Annotated in this window: 14 protein-coding genes and 1 riboswitch; of the genes, 8 read left to right on the top strand and 6 right to left on the bottom strand. The window is 44.2% G+C overall.

Annotation, left to right across the window (positions count from 1 at the left end; all coding sequences use genetic code 11):
* Position 1: 1 nt before the first annotated feature.
* Complete coding sequence (locus tag NSU15_RS29650) at positions 2-1,294, top strand: polysaccharide deacetylase family protein (protein ID WP_339288546.1); 1,293 nt, start codon at positions 2-4, stop codon at positions 1,292-1,294.
* A gap of 16 nt (positions 1,295-1,310) precedes the next feature.
* Here NSU15_RS29650 and NSU15_RS29645 read toward each other — a convergent pair whose 3' ends face one another.
* Entirely contained in the window at positions 1,311-2,372 is a 1,062-nt protein-coding gene (locus NSU15_RS29645; protein ID WP_076121608.1) for an endonuclease/exonuclease/phosphatase family protein, read from the bottom strand.
* A 156-nt stretch (positions 2,373-2,528) separates the two neighbouring features.
* On the opposite strand from NSU15_RS29645, the gene rlmN reads away from it, so the two are divergent.
* The 3 genes from rlmN (at position 2,529) to greA (ending at position 4,661) form a co-directional block, all read left to right on the top strand.
* Positions 2,529-3,599 carry a 23S rRNA (adenine(2503)-C(2))-methyltransferase RlmN gene (gene rlmN / locus NSU15_RS29640; protein WP_076121606.1) on the top strand — a complete coding sequence of 357 codons (1,071 nt, stop codon included), beginning with the start codon at positions 2,529-2,531 and terminating at the stop codon, positions 3,597-3,599.
* A 77-nt stretch (positions 3,600-3,676) separates the two neighbouring features.
* Entirely contained in the window at positions 3,677-3,964 is a 288-nt protein-coding gene (locus tag NSU15_RS29635) for a DUF6509 family protein (protein ID WP_339288545.1), read from the top strand.
* A gap of 217 nt (positions 3,965-4,181) precedes the next feature.
* Complete coding sequence (gene greA / locus NSU15_RS29630) at positions 4,182-4,661, top strand: transcription elongation factor GreA (RefSeq protein ID WP_339288544.1); 480 nt, start codon at positions 4,182-4,184, stop codon at positions 4,659-4,661.
* Between the two features lie 72 nt (positions 4,662-4,733).
* On the opposite strand, the gene NSU15_RS29625 is transcribed toward greA, so the two are convergent.
* Positions 4,734-6,085 (bottom strand): IS3 family transposase gene (locus NSU15_RS29625; protein ID WP_139328450.1). Its coding sequence is split into 2 segments (ribosomal slippage): positions 4,734-5,698 and positions 5,698-6,085, totalling 1,353 coding nucleotides; the frame shifts between segments, so codons are not numbered across the junction.
* Between the two features lie 224 nt (positions 6,086-6,309).
* Here NSU15_RS29625 and NSU15_RS29620 point away from each other — a divergent pair.
* Complete coding sequence (locus NSU15_RS29620; RefSeq protein WP_339288543.1) at positions 6,310-7,239, top strand: AEC family transporter; 930 nt, start codon at positions 6,310-6,312, stop codon at positions 7,237-7,239.
* A 75-nt stretch (positions 7,240-7,314) separates the two neighbouring features.
* On the opposite strand, the gene NSU15_RS29615 is transcribed toward NSU15_RS29620, so the two are convergent.
* The 4 genes from NSU15_RS29615 to rpiA all read right to left on the bottom strand — a co-directional run bounded on the left by NSU15_RS29615 (position 7,315) and on the right by rpiA (position 11,332).
* A complete protein-coding gene (locus tag NSU15_RS29615; protein ID WP_339288542.1) occupies positions 7,315-8,157 on the bottom strand; it encodes an aldo/keto reductase in 843 nt (280 codons plus the stop codon).
* 58 nt (positions 8,158-8,215) lie between these two features.
* Positions 8,216-9,424: an MFS transporter gene (locus tag NSU15_RS29610; protein ID WP_339288540.1), complete on the bottom strand. Its 1,209-nt coding sequence runs from the start codon at positions 9,422-9,424 to the stop codon at positions 8,216-8,218.
* A 237-nt stretch (positions 9,425-9,661) separates the two neighbouring features.
* On the bottom strand, positions 9,662-10,630 hold the full coding sequence (locus tag NSU15_RS29605) for a Gfo/Idh/MocA family oxidoreductase (RefSeq protein WP_339288539.1): 969 nt from the start codon (positions 10,628-10,630) through the stop codon (positions 9,662-9,664).
* A gap of 33 nt (positions 10,631-10,663) precedes the next feature.
* Positions 10,664-11,332, bottom strand: coding sequence for a ribose 5-phosphate isomerase A (rpiA, locus tag NSU15_RS29600; protein WP_339291516.1), 669 nt, complete (start codon positions 11,330-11,332; stop codon positions 10,664-10,666).
* 141 nt (positions 11,333-11,473) lie between these two features.
* Between rpiA and NSU15_RS29595 the strand changes: the two genes are divergently transcribed.
* The 3 genes from NSU15_RS29595 (at position 11,474) to NSU15_RS29585 (ending at position 14,740) form a co-directional block, all read left to right on the top strand.
* Positions 11,474-12,421 (top strand): sugar-binding transcriptional regulator, encoded by a 948-nt coding sequence (locus NSU15_RS29595; protein ID WP_339288538.1) that lies wholly within the window; start codon positions 11,474-11,476, stop codon positions 12,419-12,421.
* A 116-nt stretch (positions 12,422-12,537) separates the two neighbouring features.
* Positions 12,538-12,641: riboswitch (purine riboswitch) on the top strand.
* A 171-nt stretch (positions 12,642-12,812) separates the two neighbouring features.
* Positions 12,813-13,427 carry a xanthine phosphoribosyltransferase gene (locus NSU15_RS29590; protein WP_339288537.1) on the top strand — a complete coding sequence of 205 codons (615 nt, stop codon included), beginning with the start codon at positions 12,813-12,815 and terminating at the stop codon, positions 13,425-13,427.
* Positions 13,421-14,740 (top strand): nucleobase:cation symporter-2 family protein, encoded by a 1,320-nt coding sequence (locus NSU15_RS29585; protein WP_339288536.1) that lies wholly within the window; start codon positions 13,421-13,423, stop codon positions 14,738-14,740. The genes NSU15_RS29590 and NSU15_RS29585 overlap by 7 nt, the downstream gene beginning before the upstream one ends.
* Positions 14,741-14,754 lie beyond the last annotated feature (14 nt).

Raw genomic sequence — 14,754 nt, 5'->3', positions numbered from 1 at the left:
AATGAATGAACCGAGCGCTGTTCTAATGATTGAGTTGCTGTCGCTTGAGCATGAACAGACCGGTTATCAGATCGAGATAGGTTTAACCCGTGATATCGGGTATGCCAGACGCAGGCTAACCATAGATGAATTTACATATGAACAATTAAACGCGCTGGCTCCCTATTTCGGGGAAAGAATGAGATTGTCATTGTATCCGAAATGGGATCCCTTTCGAAATAGTTATTACAGCACACTGGTCATTATAAACCAGACCTTCAGCGAAACCCTGTATTTTGCTTGTTCTGAATATTATGTGTCACAGCTTCTTCAATTAAAGGAAGTAGACAATCCCCATGTACATGAAGAGATTGCTGTTGAAACGACGCAACCCTCTATACCTCCAGCCCGTAGGCCAAGAAGAAGGAAGAGCAAAAAACGGATTGGAAGACTGGTACTGCAGAGTATCCTGTTCGCTTGTTTAGTATTTGTATTGTTGTCTCTTCGAATGGGTGGTCAAGATATGGACCGTGCAGAAGGGTTGGAAGGACCTGCTTTAGGTGCCGGGGCTGAGAAGATCGAGCAAATTGTCTCTCTACCGTTCACCCCTCCTGTTGGTGTTGGTAAGACAGAGGCGACCCCCAATCAGCAAGATAAGCCTACCTCTGAACCTTCCGAGACTACGCCAGAACCTTTGGAACCTCCTCGAGAACAAATAAAGCAATATGAGGAGATTGAAATAACCGGGAATAAATATGCATATAGTTTGCCAAAGGGTTACGTGGCTTTGTCATTTGATGACGGCCCGTCAAAGTATACGAAAGAAATCGTAGATATCTTAGTGGAGCATGAGGTGGCAGCCACCTTTTTTTTTATAGGGAATAAGGTCGCTCATAATGTGGAAGCGGTTAAGTATGCGAGTGAGCATCAGATGTCAATTGGAAGTCATTCGTGGGATCACAGCAAGATGACTGACAATGGGGATAAGCGGAATCAGAATAATTTGGCGAATACTAATAAGGCATTGGAGCAAATCACGCAAATGTCGATTACTGTTTTTCGGCCGCCATATGGTGCGATTAATGATAAGTTAGCAGCCAAAGTAACAGAACAGCAGATGAAGGTATTGTTATGGAATCGTGATTCTGAGGATTGGAGACGCAAAACCCCAGAAGACGTCCTTCAATTTGTTCATCATACTGATCCGTCCGGTGGCGTATATCTTTTTCACGAAAAGAAGATTACCGTAGAAGCGTTGCCCGCTATCATAGAATATCTAAAAGGGAAGAACATGAAGTTCGTCATTTTTAAATAACATCATTGCTGTAATCTTACTGCAGAATAAGAGTGGCTGTTACAGGATTATGATCGCTGTGTTCAAAGGATAGATCATGGCCCTGTACGCCACTTATTGTGATATTCGGAGAGACTAGAAAGCCATCAATGACAGCACGGAAATTGACACCTTCTGAATAAGCTACATCCAGTGTCCGGACGGACGGGATTTTAGCATCGACAGCCCACTGAAAGCCCTCCGGTTTGAAATCTTCAGGGAACTGCTGCAGCCATTCTGGCCAAGCTTGTGTGGTCTCAAAAACATCAGGGGTTGTGCCCGGTAAAGAATGATTCCAGTCCCCGCCTAAGATGAGGTAATTGCCTTTATCATTCTCTCTCTGAATATAAGTAGAAAGATATTCTAGCTGCTGCTTACGAATCGTTCCGCCTTGGTCAAAGGCTGATAAATGAAGATTGATTAGGATCAGTTCTTTCCCGTTATCGACGGGGAATCTGCTCTCCATAAAGGCGCGGTCAAGTTCAAACAGTTGACGAGGCCAGCTTTCTTTTCCCGGAAGATCATATCTAACGTTACTTGTGCTGCCGAATTTAGATAAGGTTAATAAACCGCTATTCACTGAGCCCATCGGATCAAGAACAGGAATCGGTACCCAAGGTACCTTGTAGTTCGTTGCGAATACGTTGCTGTAATTAGAGAAAATATTAGATAGCAAGGAGACCTCATCGATATGGTTGCTACGAGAAGAATCGATGTCTACCTCCTGCAACATGAATAGATCCGAGCCTGAAGTGGTCATTACAGAAGCTATTGCCTCCAAATTTGTCTTCGTTTGTTCCTCGCTGCTTGAACGTGATTTGGTGCCGCCATCCATAAAGAAGTCCTGATCCTTATCCAGTCCAGCATAGCCAATATTAAAGGTGGTTATCGCAAAAGGTTCTCCCTGCTTCATCATTTGTTCCTGATTATGGTTTACCGTTAGCGGAGTAGTCTCCTTTGGCTTATAATCAGTAATGGTAATATACAGTAAAAAACCGCCAAAGATTAGAACGGCAGCTAGAAGGGTAAAACCGATGATTTTTATTGTGGTTGAGCTCATTTGATTCGATCTCTCCTCAGATGTAATTTCATAGAACGGACTTCTAATGGTGTAAACTTCGACGCTACGCTATAACTCCCCTTGTTTAAATAAAAAAAATTTGAGACAATGAGTAGTGATGGACTGAACTTTAATGTTTTGAAAAGAGGATAACGAATGAATATGGAATCCATTTATGGATTAACTTTTGATCAACTGGCGGCATGGCTGTTAGAACGAGGACATAAAAAATTTCGAGCTACGCAGGTCTGGGATTGGCTTTATCGTAAGCGGATTACAGAATTCTCAGAAATGCTCGATGTAAATAAAGATTGTGTAGAATTATTGGAGCAGCACTATGTGATCCATACGTTGGAGGAACATGTGAAGCAGGAGTCTGCGGATGGGACGATTAAGTTCCTGTTCCGTTTGAAGGATGGCAACCTGATCGAGACGGTGCTCATGAGACAGAAATACGGCTTGTCCGTATGTGTCACTACGCAGGTTGGATGTAATATCGGCTGCAGCTTTTGCGCAAGCGGATTGTTAGCGAAGAGTCGCGATCTTTCCAGCGGTGAGATTGTAGAGCAAATTATGAAGGTTCAACAGCATTTGGATGCAGCAAATCTCGAACAAAAGGTTAGTCACGTTGTAGTCATGGGGATTGGCGAACCGTTCGACAACTTTAATAACTTGCTCGATTTCTTATCGATTATCAAGGATCACAAGGGACTAGCCATCGCAGGAAGAGGGATTACTGTATCGACGAGTGGGCTTGCTAACAAGATCGTTGAATTTGCTGATGCGAATACACAAGTCAACTTGGCAGTTTCACTTCACGCGCCTAATAATGAGCTGCGGACGAAGATTATGAAGATTAACAAGGCAATTCCAATAGAGAAGCTAATGGAGTCCATAGATTATTATTTGGAAAAAACAAATCGCAGAATTACGCTGGAGTACATTCTGATGAAGGATGTAAATGACGGCAAGGAGCATGCGCTTGAGCTGACTGAACTAATCGGCGATCGGCGTCAGCTCGTCAATGTGAACTTGATTCCTTATAATCCGGTCGATGAGCACAGCCAATATCAAAGAAGCGAGCGGGAGACCGTGCGGGCCTTTTTTGATACTTTGAAGAAGCAGGGCGTGAGTGTAAGTACTCGGCTGGAGCATGGTGTAGATATTGATGCTGCATGCGGACAATTGCGAAGCAAACAGATCAAGAAATCTAAAGCTATGGCTTGAGGACGGGCTGACCCCTTCATGCAGCTTTTTGTGATACAATGACGTGGCAGGTATTAGGAAAAGAGGTTGATTGAGCAATGTTGACATTTACTAGCTACAGCGTGGAGAATGTTAAAGATCCTTTTGGTATACTAACCGGTAAACGGTATGAATTCGTGGTTCAACTGGATGTTCCAGAAGATGATGAGCTCTATGTAGAAAACGGAGTTTCCGCTAGAGCGATTATTAAAGTGGATGAAGATCAGGTTAGCATCGTAAGTTATGACCTACAAGAAACAACAACAGGCCAATTGCTTGATTTCGATATGGAAGATGACGAGGAAGCAGCATTGCTCCTTTTCTGTAAAGAGCATTTGCCAGAATAATGATGCAGCATTGACATCCTTGCCCAAGGTTCAATTGTGGCAGGGATTTTTCTTTAAATATAAGAAAGTATAGGTTTTGCACCTATACTTTAATTTTTATATTTCTCGCATAAACGCTTGCCGTCCTTACAAGGACGCCGAAGGCGTTTATGCTTGTCGCACGAATGTGAAATATAGGTTAAAATATTATAAAGCATCCAAAATAGGAGTTGTATACATGTCTAATGAAGAAGTGTTCTTGACCAAAGAAGGATTAGCTCAATTAGAGGAAGAACTGAAGGAATTGAAGGGTCCAGGGCGCAAGGAGTTGGCAGCTCGGCTTAAATTGGCGATTAGCTATGGAGACTTGAAGGAAAATAGTGAGTACCATTCGGCCAAGGACGATCAATCGTTCATGGAGACTCGTATTATGATTTTGGAGAAAATGCTGACCAAAGCGAAGATCGTAGATGAGAGCCAGATGGATCTTTCGAAGGTTAGTATGGGTTGTATCGTTACTCTGAATGATATCGAATACTCCGAGAAGATTGAATATAGAATTGTAGGGGCTGCTGAAGCAGATGTCCTGAACAACAAGATTTCCTATGAAAGCCCGCTGGGCAAGGAATTGTTGGGTAAAAAAATCGGGGATATCGTTAGCGTAAACGCACCAATGGGTATCATCAAATATGAATTGCTTGAAATCAAAATGATGTAATACATGATAAAAAGGTCTCAACCCCGTTATGAACTGTGACCGTATTTGTGGAAAGTTGAAAAAAGAAGACCTTTAAGAAGCAATTAATAGGTGACTCCTGAATTCATCGGGAGTCATCTTTTTTAATGTCCATTGATATCGCTCGGAGTTATAGTAGGCGATATAGTCATCAACCTTTGTTCGTAATTCCAAGAGAGTCATACATGTCTTGTACTCCAAATCATCCTTCATATGGCCAAAAAAGCTCTCCATGGCGGCGTTATCCCAGCAGTTCCCTTTCCGTGACATGGACTGTGTAAACCCAGCTTCGCGTACGAGAAGGCGGAATCTAGGGTGAGTATAGTGCATTCCTTGATCCGAATGTAAAAGGGCTTCTGGATGAATATTGCCATCCAGTCGTTCAAGTAGTTTCTCCAGTGTTCGTTCTACAATTGGCATAGCCAATGAAGAAGAGAGGTAGTGAGCTAAAATTTGTCTCGTAGCCCCGTCTTTCACCACGGATAAATAAGCACATTGTCCATTACCATAATGCATATAGGTAATATCCGTCAGCAGAACTTTCTCAGGCTCTCCTTGGTCAAACTGGCGCTTGAGTAGGTTGGGACACGTTTGGTGCTCTTGTGTGGCTTTTGCCATCTTGCGATAGGGATTTGCTTGCCGGATCGTAGCAACAAGCTTATATTTTCGCATTAATCTTCGAATCTTTTTATGATTCATGATGATACCATTCTCCCGTTCCAGCCACATCTTCACGACCAATGCTCCAGCTTTACCATTCAAAGCGTCATAGTGTTTCTTGATAAGGAAAGCGTCTCGTTCGTCTGCCTTCTCTCGCAACTGTCTTGCTTCCTCAGCGACTTGCCAACGGTAATATCCGCTTAAGCTCACACAAGCTAGCTTACACAAATAACGCGTCATTCGCTGCAGACCGTGCTTACGTATCGTTTGGTTAATAATTTCGTAGCGCTCGGAGGGGGTCAACGTTTCCTCTGCATCTTCTGCTTTTCGAGCGCCTCCAGCTTTTTTAAGAAGTCGTTCTCCATCTCCAGAAGCTTGATTCGTGCTTCTGCACGTTTTAACTTTTCCTCGGTAGAAAGTTCCCCTGCCGGTCGTCTGCCCGGGGATCCTTTTCCTCGTTGTTCCTCTAGTAGTCCAGCCTCTCCCAGAGCATTATACGTATTACGCCAACGGGTTAGGCAATGCTTAGGCTTCTTGCGACCGATAATATCTAGGTTAAATCCCGCGCTAAGGAAGATCTCCATTGGGGCTTGGCCTTCCTTATAGGCCTTAACCGCAGCCAACTTAAACGTTGGTGAATAGGTAATACTCTTTTCCGTCACGTTCTCTACATTTGGATTGTTCTCTAGTTGTTTGATCTCATTTTCGTTGAATATCCTTGAGCTTCCTCTTGTTTTGTTATTCATGAAGGCTTCCTCCGTTATTTCGATATTTCGATTAAAACACAAAATGACCCGTAAGAGGGTCACTTTTTTCAAAGTTTCCATCTTACGGGTCACAGTTCATTATAGGGGTTGAGACCTTTTTTAATTATAGGTAATGGCTATTGTGTATATTGATTTCATATCTTAGACGTCTTGCTCTGTTGCGCTTATAGTTTAGAGTAACTTAGAGCAGAGGAGTACTGTTCATGATCCAGAGCGTGTTATCAACGTTGTATCAAGTCATCGTGCCATTATCCATTCCGGTGATCGTCGGTGCACTGCTTGGACGGTTTAAGAATTTGGATACCAAGCCGTTATTGACGCTCTATTTATACTTTTTAACGCCCGCTATTATTCTTAATACACTGGCTACGGCCGAGATTTCTATGGATGATATTTACAAGACGCTCGCTTTTTCGCTGCTAAATCTGTGCTTTTTATGGGCGATTGCAAATATCATCGGAAAGTTATTGAAGCTCGGCCCCTCTGAAATATCGGGATTGACTCTGGTCTCGACATTTACGAATAGTGTGAATTATGGACTTCCCTTGGTGTTGCTGGCTTTCGGACAGCTTGGGCTCGATAAGGCTTCTGTGTATGTGATTGGCCAGATGATTATCGTGAACACTGTGGGCGTTTATTTTGCGGCTAGATCGCAGTTCTCGGTGAAAAATGCGGTAAAGTCCGTGTTCTCTCTTCCTGCCATCTATGCAGCTATGCTAGCACTTTTTCTTAGAATATTTGACCTGCATTTACCTTCTGAGCTTGCTACAGGGGTCTCCATGGTTGCCGGAGGTTATTCACCAGTCGTACTGGCGATTCTGGGTGCACAGATGGTCAAAGTACGAACCAAACCATCCGAACGCAAGGGCCAATCTACTTTTTGGACAGGGATGATCATTCGATTAATTTTAGCTCCACTAGTGGCATACCTCGGATTATCTATTCTGCATATTGATGGTATTTTATTCTCTGTGCTGCTGATTCTGGCCTCCATGCCAGTTGCCGTCAATGCGGTGGTATTAGCGGAGCGATTTGACGCCTCTCCAGAGCTGGTCTCCAAATGTATTTTATGGACGACGCTTGCTTCCTTTCTTGTGTTGCCGATCCTTATTGTGCTAGTACAAGGTGCGTAAAGACAAAAAGGACCCTCTTTCATTTCTGAAAGATAGGGTCTTTTTTTACTGTTACTTAACCTAGTGGTTAATTTCTTAGAAGTCGAAATTATCAGGGTCAGGGCCAACCCGTTGATCTTGATTCAGGTCGTTAATTAGAGTCATATCCTCTTCTGTTAACTGAAAATCAAACACATCTACGTTTTCGATGATCCGGTGCTCTTTAGTAGATTTCGGAATGGTAATAATTCCACGCTGCAGGTCCCAACGGATAATCACTTGAGCTACGGATTTGCCGTATTTAGCTGCAATTTGTTTCAGTACTGGCTGATCCAACAGTTGCCCTTGCATTAATGGTGACCAAGCCTCCAATTGGATTCCTTGTTCCTTACAGAAACTAAGCAGTGGTTGCTGGCTTAAATAAGGATGAAGTTCAACTTGGTTTACCATCGGCTTAATTTCCGCATCCTTCATCACATCTTCAAGATGATGGATCTGGAAATTGCTGACCCCAATCGCTTTTACGCGTCCCTCTTTATACAAGGTTTCAAGTGCTCTCCAAGTCTCTTTATATTTTCCTTTTACAGGCCAGTGGATGAGATATAGATCAAGGTATTCAAGTCCAAGCTTAGCCAAGCTAGTCTTGTAGGCGGCAATGGTTTCTTCGTAGCCCATATCTGCAGTCCAGACCTTTGAAGTTACGAAGAGCTCTTCTCTGGACAGGTTGTTGTCCTGCAAAGCTTCTTTGATTGCTTGACCTACACCCGTCTCATTCTGATAAATGGCTGCTGTGTCGATGCTGCGGTAGCCGTGTGCAATAGCAGATTTGATCGCTTGGATCAGCTCAGAGCCTTCTTCGACTTGAAATACACCGAGCCCAAGCCAAGGCATGTTTACCCCGTTGTGTAATGCAGTTGTATCTTGTAAATGTTGAGCCATAATAAAATTACCTCCTAAGATATTTAAAAGTTTGATTGGTTTGTAAATGCACAGCTGATTAAGCAGCTTCGGACTGGAGAAGAGTCTCGTCTTTCTTCTCCAGCGCACGACTCCAGGCGGTTAAGAATACTGCGAAGAGAACCATTATAGCACCCACCCAAGTGGTATGAATCAGTCCCATATGATCCGTCACAATACCGCCAAGATAGGCGCCAATGGCGATACCAGCGTTAAAAGCAGCAATATTTAGCGCAGAAGCGACGTCTCTCGCACTCGGAGCATATCGATCTGCAAGTGTAACTACATGTACCTGTAGACCGGGTACGTTCATGAAGGCTAACAATCCCATAAAGAAGATCGTGAGTAATGCAGCCACTTTATAGGGTGCAGTAAAGGTTAAGACGAACAGTACAACAGCTTGTACAGCAAACATGTAGAACAGGGCATTCATAGGTTTACGGTTAGCTACTTTGCCTCCAATGACATTGCCAATGGCAATAGCTATGCCATATACAAGAAGGATAATGGCAACGGTGCTCTCTTTGAAGCCGCTGATTTCATGAAGAAGTGGAGATAAATAAGTAAAGACTACAAAGGTACCTCCATACCCTAAAGCGGTGATTGCAAACGCCAGCAGTAGCCGTCCGTTCGTCACGAGCTTGACTTGTTCACGAAGCGGTGTTCGGGTACCTTTGCGCAGCCCTGTAGCAGGGACCAAGATGAGATTACTGATGAGCGCTATAAGCCCGATAACAATAATGGCGATGAATGCCGCTCGCCAGCCTAACTGTTGCCCTAGAAAGGTACCCAGTGGAACACCGGTTACGGTAGCTACGGTTAGTCCTGTGAACATAATCGCAATAGCACTGGCTTTACGATTCTCAGGCACGAGGTCGGCGGCAATGGTCGAAGCAATCGACATGAACAGACCGTGTGAAAGGGCGGATATTATTCTTGCTATTAGCAGAATAGTAATACCGTCCGCAGCCGCGGCAAGGCTATTGCCAATGATAAAAACAATCATGATGATCAGCAATAATGCTTTGCGCGATATTGCCGTAGTCAGGGATGTTAAGATAGGGGCGCCAAAAGTAACCCCTAAGGCGTACAAAGTAACAGTTAATCCAGCTGTGGTTAGCGGTATATGCAGGTCATCGGCGATAAGTGGCAGTAGCCCCACGCTGATAAACTCGGTGGTTCCGATCGCAAAGGCACTAATGGCTAAAGCCAAGAGGGCCAGGGTACTTCTTTTTTGGTCTAGCAACATGTCTTTCACTCCTACACTCTGTTAATTCACCGGCCGGTAAGTGCAATTATGAAGCCATGTATCCATTAAGTATAGTACGTACTTTAAAGTGCTATAGGTACTAAAAAGTACCTATTAGTTATCGCCTAAGGATATTGTCAGCCATTTCTAGAATATTATCCGCCAAAAAAAACGTTGGGCCCCATGAACTCATGGGAATGCCAACGCTTTGATGATTGATCTATTGTGTTCAGGATGTTATTCGAAGCTGTATTTGATTCCCCATTGTTCCCTAACATTACTCATAATGTCCATAACATCTAAGGAAAGATTAAGGGTTTCCTGGTTGCCTTTTTCCGCGATATAGCGCTGGATATCCTCTATTTCGTATTGCAGCGCTTTAGAAGAATCGCCGATTTCAATCGTTTCTAAGGTGCCATCTAAATATTGAATTGTAGCTTTAGAGGCCCGCGGAAAATTATCAACAGTAATAAAGCCAAGTTCTCCAGCAACGACGCCGCGTTTAGGCATTTTGGAGCGCATTGTAAGGGAAATGACCGCCATTTCATCCGCATCGTTGTTCAGAATGATTCCGGATTGTTCATCAACGCCTGTCTCAAAACGTTTCACCGTCGTTAGAATTTCATGTGGTTGTTTGGACAGGAAAAATCTTGTGAAGGATAAGGCATACGTTCCGATATCCAGCAGTGCTCCACCCGCCAGATCTTTGTTGAAGAAGCGGTTGTTCACATCATATTCCTTATGGCTGCCGAAGGAGACCTGCACCATTTTTAGGCGCCCGATCTGTCCTTTCTCCACGATCTGCCGTAGCTTTTTGTACAGTGGCATATGGTAGATGGTCATAGCTTCTGCGACGACTAAGCTTTTTTGCTTAGCAAGCTCGGCGATTTCCTGTAGCTGTCTGCTATTTACGGTGATTGCTTTTTCACAGAGGACATGTTTGTTATTCTGCAAGCTCTCCATGATGTATTCGTAATGATTGCTATGTGGTGTAGAGATATAGACGACATCGATTTCCGGGTCTTGCAGCATTTCGCTGTAATTCCCATAGGCCTTTTCCGCTCCATATTGACTCGCGAACGCCTGGGCTTTCGCTAAGGTCCGTGATCCTATTGCATATAAGGTCCCGCCGATGTCATTAAGGGCAGCCGCAAATTCAGTAGCGATACTTCCCGGGCCGATGATTGCCCACTTTAGATTGCTCATTGTTAGCACCTCGCCTGTTTAGATTGTTTGATTCTACTTAGAGATAATTTTGATTCCATCTGAACCAGCTACAAGTGCTGCGGTAACTTCTTTTGTGAATAGGGAGGTCTCAATGACCCCGTTAATGGCTTTGAGTTTAGTTTGAAGGGCAGTGCTATCCTCTACCTTGTCAAAAAAGACATCCAGCAGCACATTGCCGTGATCACTGACCGTATACCCATCTTTACTTGTGCTTGTTCGGATCTCAGGCTTGCCGCCCAGCGATTTCACAGAATGTTGAACATAACTAAGAGCATCCTTAAGAACTTCCAAGACTACGGGATGCTTGTAGGTTAGCTTATTCACAAGCTTTGTTTCATCTACCAGCAATATATATTGATCGGCCATACTGGCAATCAGTTTTTCTTTCGTATGAATGCCGCCGCCGCTCTTAAGCGCATGCAGTTGCTCATCCACCTCATCACAGCCGTCAAAAGCAACAGCTATTCGCTCAACAGACCAAGTTGGGACGACCTGTAATCCATTCTGGACACAGAGTGAAGCTGTAGTGAAGGAGGGGGTAACTACCTTTACCCGAAGATCTGCTTCTTTAATATTCCCGATTAAATAGGAAATCGTACTACCCCCGCCAAGACCAATGGTTGTGTCGTTCTTAATATACTTCAGAGCTTCTGCGGCGCAACTTTTCTTCCTAAAGTCCATATTCAAAGCCGATCATCTCCGTTAAAAAATTGATAGTAAGCACATTTGTGCAATATAATAAAAAATGTGCAAAATAATCGTCTACAGTATAACGAGGGGTTCTGAATCCGTCAAATCCTTGAAAAAAGCGAGGAGTTCATCATGGATCGAAAAGAAGACAAGAAGTTGCTCATTAAGATTGCACAAATGTATTATGAGCAGAATTTAACGCAAAATGAAATTTCGAATGAACTTGGTATATATCGCACAACCATTAGCAGGATGCTGAAGAGAGTCCGTGAAGAAGGCATCGTTACGATCACCATCAATTACGATATTGGAGATCATTGTACACTGGAGCAGGAGCTGAAAGAACGGTTCGGGCTGAAGGAAGCTATTGTTGTAGAGGTAGATCCGGCTCAGTCCGGAGTGGTCAAACGTAAAGCTATTGGACAAGCTTGCGCGAAATGGCTGGAGCAAGTGGTTCAGCCGAAAGATACGATTGGGTTCTCTTGGGGAAGCAGCTTAGCTGCTGTTGTAGACAATCTGACCGTCGCACAGAGGCCTTTTGTAACTTGTGTTCCTACGGTGGGTGGTCCATCTGGAAAGATGGAGAGCGGATACCATGTCAATAATATCTGCTACCAAGCTGCCTTAAAGTGGGGTGCGCGCTCATTAATGATTGACGTGCCAGCGATCACGGAGCAAAAGGAAACCAGAGATCAGCTAATGCGTTCGCAGTATTACCAGACCATTGCCAAGGCATGGGATCAGCTGGATATCGCTATATTCGGCATTGGATCACCGGAAATTAAAGGCGAAGAGGCATGGCGTGGGTTTTATGGCGATGCTGTGATTGATGAGCTGGAGGACGGGAAAGTAGCAGGCGATATTTGCTCACGTTTTTATGATGGCAATGGAGTGCCTGTACGCACAGCAATATCGGACCGAACGCTGACCATTGAGCTGGAGCAGATCAAGCGAGCGAGGTACTCGATTGGTGTAGCGGAATCGCTGGAGAAGGTTTCGGGGATCTTAGGAGCGCTAAACGGCGGGTACATGAATGTCCTCGTAACAACTGAGGAAACGGCGCAGAAGATCTTGGAGTAACCACTACTAAATGTAAACAATTGAATTTAGTGAAAATAACCTGAAAATGGTATGCAAAATACTAAAAATTTTGCTTGTAAGCACCAGACAGAGCGTGTAAGATATACAAGGTATTCATATCGAACATTAATAAAACTCATATAATCTTGGGGATATGGCCCATAAGTTTCTACCGGATAACCATCGCAATTATCCGACTATGAGTGAAATAGCGCATCTAGGGTTCCGCTTTCTTCTTTGGAGGAAAGGTCTGGACCGAGCGATGCGGACACTATGCAGTGTTACACCACTAAGGGACAAAAGCCCAGAAGGACAGATTCACTTGAGAGAAACGACTCAAGGGATTTGTCCTTTTTTTGTTTTTTTAATGAAGAGGAGAGATTAGTTCACGATGAAAGTACTTCAAGAGCGCATTAGACAAGAGGGTCTCATTTTATCAGATACGGTACTGAAGGTAGATTCATTTCTGAATCATCAGGTCGATACGGAGCTAGCGCTGCAAATCGGTCAGGAGTTCAAAAAATTGTTCGGTCATCAACCGATTACCAAAGTGATTACCATTGAAGCTAGTGGAATTCAGTTCGCCATGGCTACTGCGATTGCATTAGGTGTACCGTTTATTTATGCGAAGAAAAAGAAAGCAGTAACGCTCTCAGAGGCGGTCTACTCAGCACCTGTACATTCCTTTACTCGCCAAGAGGATTATCTGGTTAGCGTCTCCCAGAAATATCTTGGACCCGATGACAAAGTGCTTATTGTGGATGATTTCCTCGCTACTGGTGCTGCACTTGTAGGACTGGTTGATATCGTGAAAGAGGCAGGAGCAGAGCTCCTTGGCGTCGGATGTGTCATTGAAAAGAGCTTCCAAGAAGGTCGGAGCCTTCTGGAGAAGAGAGGCATAGAAGTTCATGCCTTGGCCCGTATTGCATCTATGTCACCAGGTGAAATTCACTTCATTGATAATGAAAGCTCATTAGAGAAAATCAAGGAGAGTGCGGGATGTTAAGCAAGCAAAAGGTATTTACGTTAGGCCTTCAGCATGTACTAGCCATGTATGCAGGAGCAGTTATCGTACCGCTGATTGTTGGGGGAGCCTTGAAGCTGAATGGAACTCAGATGGCCTACCTCATCGCAGCCGATTTGTTCACTTGCGGATTGGCTACGTTGCTGCAAATTATGGGCACCAAGTATTTTGGTAGCAGACTCCCCGTTATTCTTGGATGTACCTTTACAGCAGTTGGCCCAATTATCGCCATTGCTTCGACCCATAATCTGGCGACTGCGTACGGTGCCATCATCATTTCCGGGTTGTTCGTTGTACTTGCGGCCCCGCTTTATGGGAAGCTGCTGAAGTTCTTCCCGACCATTGTAACGGGTTCTGTCGTGACTATTATCGGGCTATCTCTTATTCCGGTAGCTATGAATAATGTTGCTGGCGGAGAAGGCAGCGCTGATTTTGGACAACCTCGCAATTTGCTGCTTGCACTGATTACATTGCTTGTCATTTTAGCGGTTAACCGTTTCGCCACAGGGTTCCTACGCTCGATATCTGTTCTGGTGGGCTTAGTGGTAGGTACTGCGATTGCTTATGGAATGGGTATCGTTAACTTTTCTACGGTAGGTGACGCTTCTTGGGTGAGCATCGCACAGCCGTTCTACTTCGGATGGCCTGAGTTCAGTCTTACTGCAATCTTCACTATGATCATCGTTAATATTGTTAGTATGGTGGAATCTACTGGGGTTTATTTTGCAGTAGGTAAGGTAATTGATCAGAAAGTTGAACAGAAGCAGATCGTAAACGGACTGCGTTCCGAGGGTGTAGCTATTATGCTGGGCGGAATCTTTAATGCTTTCCCATACACCGCTTTTTCTCAAAATGTGGGTTTGATTTCGCTGTCTCGCATTAAGACCCGTAATGTTATTTTTGCCGCTGGCGGGATCATGATTGTACTGGGTCTTTTGCCTAAGCTGGCTGCCTTGACGACGATTGTACCGAATGCCGTACTTGGTGGAGCCATGATTGTCATGTTCGGATCGGTTGCCGTTTCCGGGATATCCATTCTATCCGATGTGGATCTCCGTAAGGATGGTAATCTACTGATTGCTGCCTGCAGTATCGCTGTTGGATTAGGTTCAGCAACACTTCCTGCAATGTTCGCAGAGCTGCCTGAATTTGCTCGGATGTTGCTGCAGAACGGTATCGTATCCGGTTCGCTTACAGCGATTGTACTGAACATTTTCCTCTCCAAGACAAAGGATGATGTGCAGTTAGAGGATAACACCATACCTGTTCTCGCTAAGGAATCTCAAGTCTCCTAAACTTATTTGATTCA

Origin of the sequence: Paenibacillus sp. FSL E2-0201, from assembly GCF_037963325.1 — a bacterium.
Classification (GTDB): domain Bacteria; phylum Bacillota; class Bacilli; order Paenibacillales; family Paenibacillaceae; genus Paenibacillus_AQ.
Note: the sequence above shows the minus strand (reverse complement) of the source record. Positions and strands in the feature narration are given on the sequence as shown.

Coding starts and splice junctions, on each gene's coding strand:
- NSU15_RS29590 (WP_339288537.1), top strand. CDS start 12,813: ATGAAAGTACTTCAAGAGCGCATTAGACAAGAGGGTCTCATTTTATCA.
- NSU15_RS29650 (WP_339288546.1), top strand. CDS start 2: ATGAATGAACCGAGCGCTGTTCTAATGATTGAGTTGCTGTCGCTTGAG.
- rpiA (WP_339291516.1), bottom strand. CDS start 11,332: ATGGACTTTAGGAAGAAAAGTTGCGCCGCAGAAGCTCTGAAGTATATT.
- NSU15_RS29620 (WP_339288543.1), top strand. CDS start 6,310: ATGATCCAGAGCGTGTTATCAACGTTGTATCAAGTCATCGTGCCATTA.
- NSU15_RS29610 (WP_339288540.1), bottom strand. CDS start 9,424: ATGTTGCTAGACCAAAAAAGAAGTACCCTGGCCCTCTTGGCTTTAGCC.
- NSU15_RS29605 (WP_339288539.1), bottom strand. CDS start 10,630: ATGAGCAATCTAAAGTGGGCAATCATCGGCCCGGGAAGTATCGCTACT.
- rlmN (WP_076121606.1), top strand. CDS start 2,529: ATGAATATGGAATCCATTTATGGATTAACTTTTGATCAACTGGCGGCA.
- NSU15_RS29585 (WP_339288536.1), top strand. CDS start 13,421: ATGTTAAGCAAGCAAAAGGTATTTACGTTAGGCCTTCAGCATGTACTA.
- greA (WP_339288544.1), top strand. CDS start 4,182: ATGTCTAATGAAGAAGTGTTCTTGACCAAAGAAGGATTAGCTCAATTA.
- NSU15_RS29615 (WP_339288542.1), bottom strand. CDS start 8,157: ATGGCTCAACATTTACAAGATACAACTGCATTACACAACGGGGTAAAC.
- NSU15_RS29635 (WP_339288545.1), top strand. CDS start 3,677: ATGTTGACATTTACTAGCTACAGCGTGGAGAATGTTAAAGATCCTTTT.
- NSU15_RS29595 (WP_339288538.1), top strand. CDS start 11,474: ATGGATCGAAAAGAAGACAAGAAGTTGCTCATTAAGATTGCACAAATG.
- NSU15_RS29645 (WP_076121608.1), bottom strand. CDS start 2,372: ATGAGCTCAACCACAATAAAAATCATCGGTTTTACCCTTCTAGCTGCC.